Source organism: Sphingobacterium sp. NGMCC 1.201703, from assembly GCF_047784615.1.
Taxonomy (GTDB): domain Bacteria; phylum Bacteroidota; class Bacteroidia; order Sphingobacteriales; family Sphingobacteriaceae; genus Sphingobacterium.
Window position 1 is genome coordinate 1 of record NZ_JBLOHD010000004.1, and the last position, 18,188, is coordinate 18,188.

13 protein-coding genes and 1 rRNA gene are annotated in these 18,188 nt (G+C 42.5%); 4 read left to right on the forward strand and 10 right to left on the reverse strand.

Annotation, left to right across the window (positions count from 1 at the left end; translation table 11 throughout):
• Positions 1-45: 45 nt before the first annotated feature.
• Positions 46-1,573: ribosomal RNA gene (locus tag ACK8HY_RS08570) — 16S ribosomal RNA — on the reverse strand.
• A gap of 416 nt (positions 1,574-1,989) precedes the next feature.
• Here ACK8HY_RS08570 and ACK8HY_RS08575 point away from each other — a divergent pair.
• Entirely contained in the window at positions 1,990-2,445 is a 456-nt protein-coding gene (locus tag ACK8HY_RS08575) for a hypothetical protein (protein WP_416133374.1), read from the forward strand.
• Between the two features lie 518 nt (positions 2,446-2,963).
• A complete protein-coding gene (locus ACK8HY_RS08580; protein ID WP_077438317.1) occupies positions 2,964-3,986 on the forward strand; it encodes a LacI family DNA-binding transcriptional regulator in 1,023 nt (340 codons plus the stop codon).
• Positions 3,987-4,118: 132 nt separating this feature from the next.
• Here ACK8HY_RS08580 and uxuA read toward each other — a convergent pair whose 3' ends face one another.
• The 9 genes from uxuA to ettA form a co-directional block, all read right to left on the reverse strand.
• On the reverse strand, positions 4,119-5,279 hold the full coding sequence (gene uxuA / locus ACK8HY_RS08585) for a mannonate dehydratase (RefSeq protein ID WP_077438318.1): 1,161 nt from the start codon (positions 5,277-5,279) through the stop codon (positions 4,119-4,121).
• Positions 5,280-5,291: 12 nt separating this feature from the next.
• Positions 5,292-6,110, reverse strand: a complete 819-nt coding sequence (locus ACK8HY_RS08590) for an SDR family oxidoreductase (RefSeq protein WP_077438319.1) — start codon at positions 6,108-6,110, stop codon at positions 5,292-5,294.
• 106 nt (positions 6,111-6,216) lie between these two features.
• Complete coding sequence (gene ccoS, locus ACK8HY_RS08595) at positions 6,217-6,378, reverse strand: cbb3-type cytochrome oxidase assembly protein CcoS (RefSeq protein WP_077438320.1); 162 nt, start codon at positions 6,376-6,378, stop codon at positions 6,217-6,219.
• Between the two features lie 5 nt (positions 6,379-6,383).
• Entirely contained in the window at positions 6,384-8,777 is a 2,394-nt protein-coding gene (locus ACK8HY_RS08600; RefSeq protein ID WP_077438321.1) for a heavy metal translocating P-type ATPase, read from the reverse strand.
• Positions 8,778-8,786: 9 nt separating this feature from the next.
• A complete protein-coding gene (gene hemN, locus ACK8HY_RS08605) occupies positions 8,787-10,157 on the reverse strand; it encodes an oxygen-independent coproporphyrinogen III oxidase (protein ID WP_254846292.1) in 1,371 nt (456 codons plus the stop codon).
• Positions 10,154-10,573, reverse strand: a complete 420-nt coding sequence (locus ACK8HY_RS08610; RefSeq protein ID WP_077438322.1) for a lactate dehydrogenase — start codon at positions 10,571-10,573, stop codon at positions 10,154-10,156. The genes hemN and ACK8HY_RS08610 overlap by 4 nt, the downstream gene beginning before the upstream one ends.
• 219 nt (positions 10,574-10,792) lie before the next feature.
• Complete coding sequence (locus ACK8HY_RS08615) at positions 10,793-11,860, reverse strand: response regulator (protein ID WP_077438518.1); 1,068 nt, start codon at positions 11,858-11,860, stop codon at positions 10,793-10,795.
• Between the two features lie 113 nt (positions 11,861-11,973).
• On the reverse strand, positions 11,974-13,158 hold the full coding sequence (locus ACK8HY_RS08620) for a PAS domain-containing sensor histidine kinase (RefSeq protein ID WP_077438519.1): 1,185 nt from the start codon (positions 13,156-13,158) through the stop codon (positions 11,974-11,976).
• 8 nt (positions 13,159-13,166) lie between these two features.
• Entirely contained in the window at positions 13,167-14,849 is a 1,683-nt protein-coding gene (gene ettA, locus ACK8HY_RS08625) for an energy-dependent translational throttle protein EttA (protein WP_077438323.1), read from the reverse strand.
• Positions 14,850-15,034: 185 nt separating this feature from the next.
• On the opposite strand from ettA, the gene ACK8HY_RS08630 reads away from it, so the two are divergent.
• Together ACK8HY_RS08630 and ACK8HY_RS08635 are read left to right on the forward strand one after the other, a co-directional pair.
• Entirely contained in the window at positions 15,035-17,560 is a 2,526-nt protein-coding gene (locus ACK8HY_RS08630; RefSeq protein WP_077438324.1) for an ATP-dependent Clp protease ATP-binding subunit, read from the forward strand.
• Between the two features lie 135 nt (positions 17,561-17,695).
• On the forward strand, positions 17,696-18,139 hold the full coding sequence (locus ACK8HY_RS08635; RefSeq protein ID WP_077438325.1) for a hypothetical protein: 444 nt from the start codon (positions 17,696-17,698) through the stop codon (positions 18,137-18,139).
• Positions 18,140-18,188: the final 49 nt, after the last annotated feature.

An 18,188-nucleotide genomic window follows, 5' to 3' on the forward strand; every position in this document is an offset into this window, starting at 1 on the left:
TTCAATCATGATGTACGTGACGAGCACCGATCCGCGATACTCTAGAAAGGAGGTATTCCAGCCGCACCTTCCGGTACGGCTACCTTGTTACGACTTAGCCCCAATTATCGGTTTTACCCTGACACGCTCCTTGCGGTCACATGCTTTAGGTACCCCCAACTTTCATGGCTTGACGGGCGGTGTGTACAAGGCCCGGGAACGTATTCACCGCGTCATTGCTGATACGCGATTACTAGCGAATCCAACTTCATGGGGTCGAGTTGCAGACCCCAATCCGAACTGTGAATGGCTTTTAGAGATTAGCATGCCGTTGCCGGCTAGCTGCCCGCTGTACCATCCATTGTAGCACGTGTGTAGCCCCGGACGTAAGGGCCATGATGACTTGACGTCGTCCCCACCTTCCTCTCTGTTTGCACAGGCAGTCTGTTTAGAGTCCCCACCATCACATGCTGGCAACTAAACATAGGGGTTGCGCTCGTTGCGGGACTTAACCCAACACCTCACGGCACGAGCTGACGACAGCCATGCAGCACCTAGTTTCGTGTCCCGAAGGACGGATGCGTCTCTGCATCCTTCACTAACTTTCAAGCCCGGGTAAGGTTCCTCGCGTATCATCGAATTAAACCACATGCTCCTCCGCTTGTGCGGGCCCCCGTCAATTCCTTTGAGTTTCACCCTTGCGGGCGTACTCCCCAGGTGGATAACTTAACGCTTTCGCTAAGACGCTGGCTGTCTATCGCCAACATCGAGTTATCATCGTTTAGGGCGTGGACTACCAGGGTATCTAATCCTGTTCGATCCCCACGCTTTCGTGCATCAGCGTCAATACCAGCTTAGTGAGCTGCCTTCGCAATCGGAGTTCTAAGACATATCTATGCATTTCACCGCTACTTGTCTTATTCCGCCCACTTCAAATGGATTCAAGCCCATCAGTATCAAAGGCACTGCGATGGTTGAGCCACCGTATTTCACCCCTGACTTAATAGGCCGCCTACGCACCCTTTAAACCCAATAAATCCGGATAACGCTCGGATCCTCCGTATTACCGCGGCTGCTGGCACGGAGTTAGCCGATCCTTATTCTTCCAGTACATTCAGCTAAATACACGTATTTAGGTTTATTCCTGGACAAAAGCAGTTTACAACCCATAGGGCAGTCGTCCTGCACGCGGCATGGCTGGTTCAGGCTTCCGCCCATTGACCAATATTCCTTACTGCTGCCTCCCGTAGGAGTCTGGTCCGTGTCTCAGTACCAGTGTGGGGGATTCTCCTCTCAGAGCCCCTAGACATCGTCGCCTTGGTAAGCCGTTACCCTACCAACTAGCTAATGTCACGCGAGCCCATCTCTATCCTATAAATATTTAATCAACAGAACATGCGAACTGTTGATGTTATGCGGTGTTAATCTCTCTTTCGAGAGGCTATCCCCCTGATAGAGGTAGGTTGCTCACGCGTTACGCACCCGTGCGCCACTCTCACCAGTGGTAGCAAGCTACCACTGGATCCCGTCCGACTTGCATGTATTAGGCCTGCCGCTAGCGTTCATCCTGAGCCAGGATCAAACTCTCCATTGTAAAATGAAGTTTTTGATTCTAACTATTTACATAATCAGAATTCTTTTTTTATATCTCTGATCTTGGATCGAATTGAACTAATTCTTGAATTTTGTTCATGACTTTCGTCTGTCTACTCGTCACGCTACATGATTGTGTTTTCTTAAAGAACTTTTTGCGCTTCAACTTCCGTATCCGCTTTATTCCGATGGACATTGCGTCCGTCTTTATCTTTTTCTGTTTCCCTCCGTTTCCGTTGGGACTGCAAAGGTAGAAATCTTTTTTGAACTTCCAAAAAACTTTTGAAGTTTTTTTTTCTTTTTCTCTTTTCTGATTTCCGCGTTTAAAATAAGCTGAACGGGATTTTAAATCCTGCCAGGCTCTCTTAAACCTTTCTTTTTTCATGGCTGCCTGCTCTGGCGGCAACCGTCCCTCCCTTGCGGAGTGGTGCAAAGATAGGGAGTTTTTATAATCACTTCCAAGACTTTTGTTCTTATTTCTTTTGTTTTTCTGCTAACTGGCTGGAACGGTGGGGGATTGTTTTTCCCAGCAGGGGGTCTAGTGGGGCCCGGGAGGCTTCGGTGGGGGCCGACAGCGGCGAAGGGAGTACCGGTAAAGACAGGTGGTGGGTTAGTACCGGATCTGCGGCGGGATTGGAGACGGCGCTCCGGAGGAAAGGCTCCGGAAGCGGGGATGGTACCGGGAATACGGTACGGGCAGGGATACCAGGGACCGCAAAGGGGCTTTCGCCGGGTCCCCTAGCGCAATGGCGAACCGAAGGGCGGCTGGTCCGGCCTTTCTCCGTCACCTGTCCGTACCTGCTTCGCCCTCCCTTCGGCTTCCGTCTATCGTTTACCTATCGTTTCCCTATCCATTCCCTATCATTTAGATAGGTGGACGATAGGGAACGGATAGAGAATGGATAGGGAATTTCCGAACAGGGGGCGAAGCGGGGGCGAACGAGACCCGGGCACTCTCCCTTCCGAGCTGCTTCCATGCATCAGCCGGGGCTGCTTCACACCTCAGTTAGGACAGCTTCGGGATGAAGCCGTGGTGCGTCCATGCTGAGTCCGTGTTGAGTCCGTGTTTAGCATGCTAAAACAGCTGTAGCAGTACGGCTGCAGCATGCACACATCTGCACTCAGGCTGGTTTAAAGCCCGGTTCGGTCCCGGACAGTACCCGAATCACAGCCGAAAAATAATCCAAAATAGACCAAACACTCGGACTCACTGGCTGGAAATGCCGTTTTTGTAAAGTAAAAGCATTCAAAAACTTATGCAAATCTTAAATACTAAACTGGATAATATGATAATATATTGTTACAAGACAAACGTTTGATAAATATCAAAAAGAGCCGGATTATCTTTTTTTTTATGTAGATTTATCTTCTTTATAACAACTTCCAAAGTGATGAGCAGAACTACCCTGAAAGATATAGCCTTAGAACTCAATATTTCTGTTTCCACAGTTTCCAAAGCCTTATCAGACAGCTACGAAATCAGTGAAGCAACGAAAAAATTGGTTCAGGAGTACGCGAAAAAGCATAACTTCCATCCCAATAAATTGGCACGGAGTTTAAAGATCGGGAAATCAAATACCATTGGAGTCATTGTTTCCAATATCTCCAATACCTTCGTGTCACAAATTCTCGACGGAATTCAGATCGCTTCCCAGCAAACCATCTACGATGTTATCTTTATGCAAAGTAGAGAGGATGAACGTGTAGAAAAGAATTGTATAGATGTATTAAGAATGCGAGGAATAGATGGGCTAATGATTGCCCCCGTATCTTCCGGATCAAATATTGAGGAGCTTAAAGACCTCATAAAAGCTAAAATACCTGTTGTTATTTTTGACCGCATCAACCACAAATTGGATACATTCAAAGTTGGCGTCAATAATTTTCAAGGAGCATACAATGCAACCCAACACCTTATTCAACAGGGGAAGCAGAATATACTACATATCACAGGAAAAAACCTAGGTGTTGCTGAAGAACGTTTAAGTGGCTTTAAAGCAGCCCTCGCTGATGCAGGCATACCTTTTAATGAAAAGCATTATATTGAATGTAACTTTAACAGCACAGTTGACTTAGACAACAGCATCAAAGAAATTATCATCAAAGAATATATTGACAACAAAAACATTGATGCAGTTTTCGGCGCAACTGATGTCATCACAACAAGGACATTGGGCATATTGGCGGAACTTCAGATTAAAGTCCCGGCAGAGGTTGCCGTCATTGGATTTTCCAATACACAAATCGCAGCTTCATTAAACCCTGCACTGTCAACTGTCGTACAACCTGCAACTGAAATCGGCGAAATAGCAACAAAAAAGCTGATTGATACCATCCATCAGACAAGACCGATTCACGAATTTGAAACCATAGAACTACCAACGCAGCTTGTCGTAAGAAAATCTTCATTATAAGCCCCTCCCCTTTGGGGCGAGGGGAAAAAAAATACAGTCAGATAATATCGCTTGCGCTATTATCTCCTGACTGTATTTTTATATGATAATCTTATCACCGGCCAGAGTAACCACAGTGATTATTACCAAAGGTTACTCGCCAACAATTCCATATTCCAAACCTCGTAATTCAGCTAAACCTCTTAATCTGCCAATAGCAGAGTAACCGGGGTTTGTCACTTTGTTAAGATCATCCAGCATCTGATGTCCGTGATCAGGTCTGAAAGGGATAGCAATAGAGCGCAATTGGTTCTCTGCGACTAAAATTCGCATAATTTTATACATGTTCACATCGCCATCCAAATGGTCCGCCTCATAGAAACTACCTAAGACATCTTTCTTTACATTCCGCAAATGAACAAAGTTCACGCGGCCTTTAACTTGTTCCAATATCTCAGGCAAATCGTTCGTCTGACTAGCTCCTAAAGAGCCTGTGCAAAAACAAATACCATTGAATTGCTGAGGAACTTCATTCAATATATAGTTGAGATCTTCACCATTGCTCGCAATACGCGGCAATCCCAAAATCGGGTATGGTGGATCGTCCGGATGGATCGTCATCTTGATACCATTTGTCTCACATACCGCAGCAATTCCATTTAAAAAGTAGACTAGATTTTTACGTAAGCCCTCTCTTCCGATATGTTTATACGTATCAATACTGGCTTTTAAAGCATCTAGTTCCACATTTTTTTCTCCCGGAATTCCCATAAGGACAACATTTGCCAAACTATCTTTCTGTTGTTCGGAAATCTCAGCAAAACGTTCCGTTGCTCTTTTGACAATACTTTCTGAGTAGTCTTTTTCCGCAGATTCCCGTTTTAGAATGAAGATATCAAAAAGCGCCAGATCAATCCAGTCAAAATAGAGCGCCTTTGAGCCATCTGCCATCAATAGGTCTAGCTGCGTTCTAGTCCAATCAAGTACGGGCATAAAATTGTAACAGACTGTTTTAATACCGCATTCAGCAAGATTAGCGAGTGTCTGGTTATACTTAGCAATGTATTCATCAACCCGGGGTCCTTTGGTCTTAATTTCTTCATGAACCGTCACGCTCTCCACCACCGACCAAACCAGACCCGCATCTTCGATAATACGTTTTCGTTCCTGAATATCAGCGAGAGGCCACACCTCGCCATGAGGAATATGATGCAATGCTGTGACGATGCCTGTTGCCCCCGCCTGTTTAACATCCTGCAAGGATACTGGATCGTTGGGTCCATACCAACGCCATGTTTGTTCTAATTTATTCATCTCAAAGTTTCGTTATACACCACTCCATGCATTAAAACCACCGTCCACAAAGACCGTCTCACCAGTAACAAAGGCAGAGGCATCACTCAATAGATAGATTAAAGTTCCCTTCAGTTCCCGTGGATCCCCTAGTCGGTTATAAGGTGTTCCGCTCAGTATACGCTTGGTACGTTCGCTATAACTACCGTCAGGATTGATCAATAGATTTTTATTTTGCTTCGTCAGGAAGACACCCGGAGCAATAGCATTGACGCGAACCTGATCACCGTAACGTTGGGCAAGTTCGGTTGCCATCCATTTTGTATAACCATCAATACCGTGCTTGGCTACAGTATATCCTAATACGCGTGTAAAAGGCTGCCTTGCAGTCAAAGAAGAAATATTTACGATGACTCCTTTTCCGCTTTCCGCTATTACGCGGCCAATAATATGTGTTGGGATAATTGTACCATAGAGGTTTAACTCGATCGCTTTAATGGTATCCTGAATATTACTTGCAAATAGATCTTGGTCAGCACCTATGGTCGCGCCCGGAATATTTCCGCCCACAGCATTCACCAGACCATCTATTCGGCCCCACTTACCAAGGATTTCATCCTTTGCTCTGCTGACATCCTGTTCGTCCATGATATCTACTTCGACAAACATAGCCTCCCCGCCTAGGGATTCCACCTGCTGCACGCGTTCCGCTCCGATCTGCTCATTGCGTCCAAGGATAGCAACTTTTGCACTTGCTTCAGCTAGCGCTTCCACAAACGCTTCCCCCAGGATCCCTGTGCCACCTGTGATTACGACAACCTTATCTTTTAATGAAAATGGATTATTACTCATGTATTTCTATTTCAAATTGGTATTTATTCCCAATTTTATTGATAATAACCTTAATTACAAAAAAAAGTAATTGATTTAATTACGATAACGTTTTAGTTATTACAATTTATTTTTCAACTTCTTCCGTTGGATCATCATCAAACAGAATCCTTACTGAGGGAGTATAGGTATCATCATGCTGTCCTGACTTATTCGCCCAAAAGAAAGCGCATAAAAACACCAAAGCTAATAAGACACTACAACCGATTAGAATATACATGATTTCCATAACAACTATAGTTTATGACGTTTTGCATACCATCTTGTCATTAAGCTGGTAAATGAGATAATTGTAACTGTACTTATCGGCATCAGGATTGCGGCAAATAAAGGCGACATAATCCCCTGAATGGCAAAACTCAACCCGATTATATTATAGAGCAATGATATGCCAAAGCTCATATGGATTACCTTTACAGCATCTTTGCTGAAAGCAAAGAAATCCGATAATTTTGAAAATGATTCACCGTCTAAAATAGCATCACATCCAGGTGAAAAGTTATTGATATCATCACTGACAGCAATCCCCAGATCTGCTTTACGCAATGCTCCGGCGTCATTCAATCCGTCCCCGATCATACAGACATATTTACCCTCCTGCTGAAATTTCTGAATACGCCCCAATTTTTCCATTGGAGATTGGTTAAACATCAAGCATGCTTTCGAAGGAAAGATCAATTTTAATGCATCCAGGCGTCGGTCATTATCTCCGGATATCAGATGCAGGTCGTAGTTAGGTTTGAAATCTTCGATCAAAGCCGACAGTCCCGCTCTCCATGCCTGTTCCATCGTAAAATATCCTTTCAGCTCATCGTCGATACGTATGAATACGACAGACCCGTCAGTCTTGATATTTCCTATATTCAAAAAACTGGCGCTACCGACTTTGACGACCAGCCCTTCAATGACTGCTTCCATCCCTTTTCCCGGAAACTCTTTAAAATTTCGTACGGGGATATCTGAGCATACATCCAGCCATTTTACAATCTCTCGGCTCAAAGGATGACTAGAATTTCGACATACCGCATTGACCAGCTTTCTTTCATTTATGGTAAGTGTCCCCTCGAAATAAATGGAATTTGCTTTGGGCGAAGAAATAGTCCCTGTTTTGTCGAAAACGAGGGTATCTATTGTCGCCATCTGCTCGATTGCAGCAGTATTTTTCACATAGAATTTGTTTCGATCAAAAATACTTAATGCCGCAGAAAGGGTAAATGGAGAGCTCAACGCCAATGCGCAAGGACATGCGATAATCAGCACTGCCGTAAAAGCTCCCCAAGCCCTATTGGCACTTCCATCCACAACCCAATATAGGGCTGCTAAAAAAGCAATTGCCAATAAAACAACAGTAAAATATTTACTTATAAAGTTCACAAAAGTCTGAAAGTTCTTATCGTAATCTTTATAGTTTTCATTGTTCCATAATTTGGTCAGATAGGATTGTGATATTGGCTTTACCACCTCCAGTTCAATTGCCTCTCCTGTCTGACGGCCGCCAGCATAAATAATCTCGCCCAGGGTTTTACTGACCGGACTTGATTCGCCGGTCACAAAACTAAAGTCGATTGCCGCATCGCCTTTTAATAATATGGCGTCTGCCGGGATAATCTCATTGTTGCGCACAAGGATACGGTCTCCGATATGAATATCGGCCAGCTGCACAGGTTTGTCCCCCACTTCTGTAAGCACAGTAACAGCAACGGGGAAATAACTCCGATAATCCCGTTCGAAAGAAATATGGTAATAGGTCCGCTGCTGCACCCATTTTCCGATCAGGATAAAAAATACCAGACTACATAAAGTATCTGTAAAACCAGCGCCAGTCTGCGTTATTACTTCGAATGCCGAACGAAGAAATAGGACCAATATACCTAAGGCTAAAGGTACATCTAGGTTCAACCTTTTTTGTTTCAAACTGACGTAAGCAGACTTGAAGTAATCTGAAGCACAGTACAACAACACTGGAAGCCCGAAAGCTAAATTGATATAACCAAAAAAACTCGCATAGGCCTTTTCAAATGCACCCATCCCAAAGTAGTCCGGAAAACTAAATAACATCGAATTTCCGAAACAGAATCCTGCTACCGCAATCTTGGCAACCAAGGGGTTCAAGTTATTCTTATTCCCCTCCTTAACGACGTCCTGCAGTGTAATTTTGGGATCATAACCAATATTAACTAATAGATGCACCAAATCTTTGAGCGGAAGTAAAGTATGATTAAAAGTGATACTAGCCTGTTTTTTCATAAAGTCCACGCGGGACTGAAGCACGTTTGGGTTTAATTTATAGAGATTTTCCAACAGCCAAATACATGAGCTACAATGGATCGCAGGAATATAGAAAGTGATGACAGTCATCTTATCATCCTTAAAATCAACTAATTTTGCTGCAATCTGAGGTTCATCCAAATAAGAAAGATCCGCTTGCTTTTCTTTATTGGACTTTCCGGGATGCTGATTATAACGGTAGTATTGTTGCATTCCTCCATTCTGCAAAACCTGGTAAACCGTTTGGCATCCGAGGCAGCAAAAATCATGTTCATCGAGATGATAGCCCGTTACTTCGATTTTGTCTCCACAATGGAAACATTTCTCAATTTGTCGTACCTCTTCCTTTATTACCGCCATATTCCCAATTTAAATTGCTTCACTAAATAATTGTTTTTCTGTACGCAACTTGAGAAAACGTTGATCAAAAGCCATGCAGATATTTCGTAGAAAAGAGCGTCCAATAGCGGTACACCGAACCAGATCCCCCTCTATGCTGACCATGCCATCTTGGACCAAGGAAACCAGTTCTCCCTTAATTTCTTCATTTAGACACGCAGTTGGATCCAACCGCACTTCGCCTTTACACATCATATCCAGGATATAACGTCTTATGGCCAGATCTTCCGTATTGAGTATATGTCCTTTCACAACAGGCAATACTCCGGATGCGATCAGCTTATGATATTCTTCCACTGTTTTCACATTTTGTGCAAAACCGCCCCATGCATCGCTGATTGAAGATACGCCGATACCAATTAGCAGCGGAGTAAACCTGTCAGCATAGCCCATAAAATTTCGATGTAACCGTCGCTCCCGGAAAGCTAAATAAAGTTCATCTTCTTTTTTCGCAAAATGGTCCATCCCAATATCTGCATAACCTTGAGCCAGGATCAGCTTTTTCCCGAGATTATAAAGTGCTAGTTTGGCGGTACCTTTCGGCAGATCCGCCTCCGTATAATGCCGCTGTCCGGGTTTTAACCAAGGGACATGGGCATAGCTATAAAAAGATATCCGATCTGGCTTGAGCAGCATGGATTTTTCAATGGTATCTTGTACGGAGTCTTGGGTCTGCTTGGGCAATCCATAGATCAGATCGAAATTAATGGATTCAAAACCTATCTCTCGGGCATTCAGCATCACCGCTTCCACTTCTTCAAACGTCTGCTGTCTATTGATCATAAACTGCACCAAAGGATCAAAATCCTGTATCCCTAAGCTGAGACGACGAAATCCTAGATCGAAAAGAACCTGTAGGTGTTCGGTTGTGGTATTTGCAGGATGTGCCTCAAATGAAAAAGAATGATCTGCTGCCACATCGACATGCTCAAGAATCCCCTCTATCAATAATTTCAGGTTCTCGGGCTGAAAAAATGTCGGTGTACCACCGCCGAGGTGTATTTCAGCTACCGTGGGCCTTTCGCCTTTGAAAACAGCCCGATACATCCCCCACTCTTTCAGTAAAGCCTCGATATAGGGTCGTTCCACCTGATGATTTTTTGTGATCCGCGTATTACAGCCACAGTAGGTACAGAGACTTTCACAAAAAGGGAGGTGTATGTACAGGCTCAGCCCTTTATCTTTTGACTGAATAAAAGTATTGTACACCTGATCGACCCAAGCATCCGTGGAAAATGTTTTTTCGTCCCAAAATGGAACCGTTGGATAACTGGTGTAACGTGGTGCGGCAACATTATATTTTTGCACCAATTTCTCCATTGTGCTATCTTGTATACTCATTGAACATTATTTTTTGCACAGTCATTTAAACAACAGCATGCACTACCGACACATTTTCCCATACCCCAGAGATTGAGGTTTCGAACAGTCTGTTCTGCCAATCCTTTTGGGCTTTGATCCTCGAAAGGTGCATTTGCGATCTGAATGCTCAGATCTCCTGCCTTAACCAGATCGATATGGGATGTTTCTTTACTTCTTGTCATGATCTTATTGATCCCCAATTCCTTCAAATTAAGTAGCATTTTATCATCCAGAATATCTCCTCCGGAGATGACAACAGCATCCTTTCCGCGCGCATAATTTTGCGTTTCGGCATTTAATCCGTTTGAAATCAAAGTCAGATCATGCTGCTTGGCATTGGCCAATGCCCAAAACTCCTTTTCAAATGACCTCACATTATATACAACTACTTTCATTTTTGAATCCTACAATCAACCCTATATAGGTATAAGTTTATCCTAAAAACAAAAGTAAATCATAGCGTTGCCCAAAAACATGACACAAAACCATATTTGAAAATGATATCCATCACAATGATAAAAATGGGGCCTGCCCGATTACCCGGACAGGCCCCATTATGTATGAATACAAAGCATTACAAGCGTAAAGCCTAAAGACTATTCAGTTTATCCCCGTTACTGTTTCACATCTCGTAGATTTTTGATGGAGTTGATGTAAATCTTTCCCTTTTCCTTCGAGATCAGCTTTTCTTCTTTAAAGTCGGAAAGCATACGTGAAACCGTTTCATTTGCTGTCCCGGCTATGGAAGCAATTCCATCTCTGGTAATGTCGATTGAGCAGGTATTGACCTCATTGATATTAATTCCACTTTTTTCGGCGACACTGAGCAATGCATTGGCCACACGTTTGCGTACGGAATGGTACGCAAATCCCAACAATTGCTCTTCTTTTTCGCGGAGGTCCACAGAAAGCAATTTAATAAATTTACTCGCTATGGCAGGCTTTTTCCATAGGAGTTCCAAAAAGGCATCTTTAGGAACTAAAACGACTTCACTGGCTTCCACCGCTTCGGCATAATCTTCATAGTTTTCATTCAACAACACAGAAGCATAGCCAAAATAATTTCCTTCTATAAAAATCCCTGTTGATAATTCTCGTCCATCTTTATAGGATTTGTAACTGCGGATCTGTCCTGATTTGACATAATAGACATAAGTAGGTGAATCGTCCTTCTCAAAGATTGACTGTTTCTTTTTCACCGTTTTCACACGTGAATTAGCCAGCAATTCCTGTAATAATAAAACCTGCTCTTCTTCACTGAGGTTTAGCTCATGATCTTCGGTCGTATCAGCAGATAACTGCTCATGCTTTTTCAGGCGAACCTCAATCGCATTCATCAGTTCCACGTCATCAAAGGGTTTGGTCAGGTAATCATCGGCCCCCATCTCCATTGCTTTACGCATATCTGCACGTTCGGCTTTGGCGGTTAGAAAAATAAAAGGAATTTTTGAAGTGCTTTCTATTTTGCTCAGCATAAACAGTACTCCATAACCATCCAATTCAGGCATCATGATATCACATAAGATCAAATCAGGAATATGTCTGGTGGCCAAATCAACACCCATCCGCCCATTCTCCGCCACGATTACATCATACCGTCCGGTCAACTCCAAAATTTCTGTTGTCCCCTCTCTAATGTCAATATTATCTTCAATGATTAGAATTGTCTTTTTATTTTTCATTCCTAACATAATTATTCATTCCTGTTTATCTTCAATGGCTTCCCTAATGCCTTGCATTTATTTCATAAGTTCATTCGTAAAGATTTTCTCTACGGGCAAGCCGAAGCTTACACCTATTCAAAACTAACCTTGAATGATGTTCCTTTATGCACCTCAGATACAAACTCCATTTTTCCCTGCATAAGTTCAATATATCTTTTCACAATATTCAGCCCCAGTCCGGTACCTGGGATATTTCCGGTATTATGTGCTCTGAAAAAAGGCTCGAACAAATGCACCTGGTCCTCTTCAGGAATACCAATACCGTTATCCTTGACAGAAATTGAACAGCCATTCTCATCGATGCAGGTCGTAAATTCAATTAAAGTATCTTCCCCTGAATATTTTATGGCATTGGAAATCAAATTCACCAACGCATTTTTCAACAGATTCTGATCCAGAGAAAAATGTCCAATCTCACCTGTATGCTGATAGACAATATGCTGATTTTTCTTGCATATCAATTGCATTTCCTCCGTAATTTCCTCTGCCAGTTCAACCAGGTTGATATACTGTTTATTCATGACCACGATACCTGCTTCTAATTTTTCTAGCGAGAGAAAATCATTCAAAATACTGGTCAGGAGTTGTACAGCTCCCTTAATCTTATTGGTATGTTTAATGATGCTCGCTTTGTCATCGGGACGGTCCGCATATTTTTCAATCAACGAAGCCGACAGTTGAACAGAACTCAACGGAGTGCGGAACTCATGTGACGCCATGGAGACAAAACGGGATTTAAGCTGGTTAAGTTCAATCTCTTTCTCCAAAGATTTAGAAACTTCTGCCTTTGCTTTTTCCAGCTCCGAAACCATCGATATCAGATCACGTGTCCGCTCACTGACTTTATGTTCCAGTTCGGCAGCATGCTGTTTGAGCATATCTTCGGCAGCCTTTTCACGCGAAAGATCGTGGATAAAACCGGTAAAAATATTTTTGTCTTTCAGCCATACTTCACTGACCGCCAACCGAAACGGAAATGTTTTCCCGTTCTTCTTCAGTCCCATCACCTCCCGGCCGATCCCAATAATTTTCTTATGGCCAGTCGTTTGATAATTATGGATATAATTATCGTGATTACCCCGATCAGGTTCAGGCATTAACATCGAAACATTATGCCCGATAACTTCTTCAGCGTTATACCCGAACAATTCTAAGGCAGCAGGGTTAATGCTTTCCACATTTCCCCTGTTGTCAATGGTAATAATCCCATCAATTGCGTGGTCTATTATGGCTGCTAAAAGTCTTCCGCCTTCCATGATCATCGCTATTTCACCAATTTTTTGTATTTAATACGATGTGGAGTTACATCACCCAGGCGTTTTTTACGGTTCTCCTCATATTCCGTATAGTTGCCCTCAAAGAAATACACCTGTGAATCACCTTCAAAAGCTAGAATATGCGTACAGATACGGTCCAAAAACCATCTATCGTGAGAAATCACCACAGCGCAGCCCCCGAAATTCTCCAGACCTTCTTCGAGTGCACGTAAAGTATTTACGTCAATATCATTGGTCGGCTCATCGAGTAGCAGTACATTCGAGCCCTCTTTCAACGTGATTGCCAGATGGACGCGATTACGCTCTCCACCAGAAAGTACACCGACTTTCTTTTGCTGATCGGCTCCGTTAAAGTTGAATTTGGAGACATAAGCCCTGGAGTTTACGGAGCGATTGCCTAAGATCATATTATCATTACCACCGGTGATATTTTCCCAAACGGATTTTTCAGGATCAAGGTCATGATGCATCTGATCAACATAACCTAACTTGACGGTCTCCCCTACTTTAAACGAACCGGTATCCGGTGTTTCCTGTCCTGTGATCAGGCGGAATAAAGTCGTTTTACCAGCACCATTTGGCCCGATGATTCCCACAATACCCGCAGGTGGCAACATGAAACTTAAATTCTCAAATAAGATACGGTCACCATAAGCTTTGGAAATATTGGTAGCCTCAATCACTGAGTTACCAAGACGTGGTCCCGGCGGAATAAACAGTTCCAATTTTTCTTCCCGCTCTTTGGTTTCCTCAGAAGCTAATTTTTCATAGTTATGAAGACGGGCTTTGGATTTGGCATGACGGGCTTTGGGAGCCATACGCACCCATTCCAACTCGCGCTCCAATGTTTTTTGACGTTTGGTTTCTTGTTTCTCTTCCTGTGCCAAACGTTTTGCTTTTTGATCCAACCAGGAAGAATAATTCCCTTTCCAAGGAATACCCTCGCCACGATCCAGTTCTAAAATCCATCCAGCTACATTATCCAGGAAGTAACGGTCGTGGGTAACGGCGATAACAGTTCCTTTATATTGTTTCAGGTGTTGCTCCAACCAGTCGATAGACTCCGCGTCCAAGTGGTTGGTTGGCTCATCAAGCAATAATACATCTGGTTCCTGTAATAATAAGCGACATAATGCTACCCGTCGTCGCTCACCACCTGACAAATTGGCAATTTTGGCATCCGGTTCTGGACAGCGTAAAGCATCCATTGCTCTTTCCAGTTTGGAATCAATTTCCCAGGCATTTGTTGCATCAATTTTATCTTGTAGTTCGCCTTGTCTTGCCAACAATTTATCCATTTCATCCGGATTTTCGTAGACCTCAGGCAAGCCGAATTTCTCATTGATTTCCTCGTATTCTTTTAATATTGCTGTAATTTCAGCAACACCTTCCTGCACAACTTCAAGAACGGTCTTTTCGAGATCCAATTGGGGTTCCTGTGCCAAATATCCCACAGAATAACCCGGAGAAAATACAACTTCGCCCTGATAAGATTTGTCCAAACCCGCGATAATTTTCAATAATGAAGATTTTCCGGATCCGTTCAGACCGATTACTCCGATCTTGGCACCGTAGAAAAAAGATAAATAAATATTTTTTAGAACTTGTTTTTGAGGCGGATAGATTTTGTTAACTCCCGCCATCGAAAAAATAATCTTCTCGTCTGACATAAAATTTTAAAAAATTGGAAAACTCTTGTTATATTAACATACAAATGTAAACTTTTATACTGACATTTTGGACGTATAATGGTCATGGCTTAATTGTTGATGACATTATTTAAAATAATTTTAAGGTTTGAAATGTAGAATTTACTACATTTATATATCCTTAATATAAAACAGAAAGGTATTCAATGGAAGCAAAATTTTCACCGCGCGTAAAGGATGTCATATCGTACAGTAGAGAGGAAGCTTTGAGATTGCGTCACGATTATATAGGCACAGAGCATTTGTTGCTCGGCTTGATTCGTGAGGGCGATGGAATGGCGATCAAAATCCTTAAAAACATAGGCATTGACACAACTGCCCTACGTCAATCTGTGGAAGACGCAGTGAAGGGGGCATCTGTATCACGTGCACCTATTGGCAACATGCCATTAACTAAACAAGCTGAAAAAGTTCTGAAAATCACTTATTTGGAAGCTAAGATTTTCAAATCAGATATTATTGGGACCGAGCACCTATTATTGGCTATCTTACGGGATGAAGATAATATCGCTTCGCAGATTTTACAGCAATATAATGTGACCTATGACATCTTCAAATCTGAAGTTGAGCAAAATAGAACCACCATCAAGGATGAAGCTCCGGGCTCACCAACAGGTGATGATGATTTTGCCGAAGATGATCAATATATCCAACCTAAAAAAGTGTCGGATATCAAATCCAAAACGCCTGTATTGGACAACTTTGGCCGAGATCTAACCAAAGCTGCTGAGGAAGGTCGATTGGATCCTATTGTAGGTCGTGAGAAAGAAATCGAACGTGTATCACAGATTTTATCACGTCGTAAAAAGAATAACCCGTTATTGATCGGTGAGCCTGGAGTAGGTAAATCGGCTATAGCTGAGGGATTGGCCTTACGTATTGTGCAACGCAAGGTATCACGTGTCTTGTTCAACAAACGTGTGGTAACCTTGGATCTAGCGTCTTTGGTTGCGGGCACAAAATATCGTGGTCAGTTTGAGGAGCGCATGAAAGCAGTCATGAATGAACTGGAAAAATCACCGGATGTGATCTTGTTTATCGACGAAATCCATACCATTGTTGGTGCTGGTGGTGCTTCAGGTTCTTTGGATGCTTCCAATATGTTCAAACCAGCCTTGGCAAGAGGAGAAATACAATGCATCGGTGCAACGACACTGGACGAATATCGTCAATATATTGAGAAAGATGGCGCTTTAGACCGTCGTTTCCAACGTGTGACTATCGAACCGGCTACACATGATGAAACCGTAGAGATCTTGAATCGTATCAAGGAGAAATATGAGGATCACCACAATGTGACCTATACGCCAGAAGCGATCGAAGCCTGTGTATCATTGACAACACGTTATATCACGGATCGTTTCTTACCGGATAAAGCTATTGATGCATTGGACGAAGCGGGCTCACGTGTACACTTGAACAATATCCATGTTCCGCAATCCATTATTGACATCGAGAATAAAATCGAGGAAGTCAAATTGGAGAAAAATAAAGTTGTTCGTAGTCAAAAATACGAGGAGGCTGCAAAACTACGAGATACAGAGAAAAAGCTTATTGATGAGTTAGAGAAAGAGAAGATTGCATGGGAAGAAGAAACCAAATCTAAGCGATACACTGTTTCCGAAGAGAATGTAGCGGAAGTTGTGGCCATGATGACTGGTATCCCAGTGCAACGCGTCAGCCAATCCGATAGCCAAAAGCTGTTGAATATGGGTGAGTTGATGAAGGGACGGATCATCGGTCAGGACGATGCTGTTGGCAAACTGGTTAAAGCCATCCAACGGACACGTGCCGGATTGAAAGATCCTAAAAAACCCATCGGCTCCTTTATCTTCTTAGGGCCTACAGGTGTTGGTAAAACAGAATTGGCAAAAGAGTTAGCTCGATTTATGTTTGACACCGAAGACGCGTTGATCCAAATTGACATGAGTGAGTACATGGAGAAATTTGCTGTGTCACGTCTAGTTGGAGCGCCTCCGGGATATGTAGGTTATGAAGAAGGTGGACAATTGACTGAGAAAGTACGCCGGAAACCTTATGCGGTAGTACTTTTGGATGAGATTGAGAAGGCACATCCGGATGTATTCAACTTGTTACTACAAGTCTTAGATGAAGGTCAGTTGACCGATAGCCTAGGACGTAAGGTAGACTTCCGTAATACGATTGTCATCATGACTTCTAACATCGGAGCACGCCAGTTGAAAGAGTTTGGTCAGGGTGTAGGTTTCACCACAGCAGCAAAATCGCAGCAATCAGATGCCCATTCACGTGGAGTAATTGAAACTGCGTTAAAAAGAGCTTTTGCTCCTGAGTTTTTGAACCGTATTGACGATGTTATTGTTTTCAATTCGTTGACAAAAGAAAATATCTTCAAGATCATTGATATTGAATTGAAATCATTGTTCAAACGAATCGCAGATTTAGGTTATACAATTAACCTGACCGAAGAGGCAAAAGATTTCATTGCTGATAAAGGCTATGATAGTAATTTTGGTGCACGTCCATTAAAACGGGCAATTCAAAAATATTTGGAAGATCCAATTGCAGAAGAAATCCTCAAAGGCAATGTACAGACAGGTTCAGTTTTAACGGTGAGCATCAATCCGGAAACCAAAGATATTGAGGTTTCTAGCTCAGATCCGAAGTCTTCAAAAGATACAGCGGAGAAATAATCACCTGCTGTCGGAAAATAATTTCAAGAAAATGCACCATTATGGTGCATTTTTTGTTATAAAGAAGGTTGATGTTAAACTTTCGCAGAATTTTATCGTCCTATAATAAAAAATGTCACAAACAACACATACGATATGAAAAGACTTTTATTCGCAGCTTTACTTGGAACCGCAACTTTGGTTTCATTCTCTTCTTGTACAAAGGAGTATATTACACAAGAGGCTATTAATCCCGGCCAGTCGTTTATTTATACGGTTAAACCAAATGAATGGGGATCCGATGACAATAAAAGGATAATACATAAGGTAAATCTACCGGAACTTACCAAATATTATGTTGACCAAGGAAATGTTTCTGTTCACATGAGTTTAAACAAAGAAGCTTCGTACAAAATTTTACCGGCTTCCTTTGCGTTCAATGATGGCAGAGAAACTAATCCAGTTAGCTTCCATGTTGATTATAAAGTTGGAGAAGTCTCAATAATTGGTGAAGATCCAACGAATGATTTTACCGTTAATCCGCCAACTCAGGACATCATTGTAAAAATTATAATTTCGGAAACTGATTACGTAGAGTAAATAAAAAAGCCTCAGAAAATATATTCTGAGGCTTTATTTTTCTCGCTTC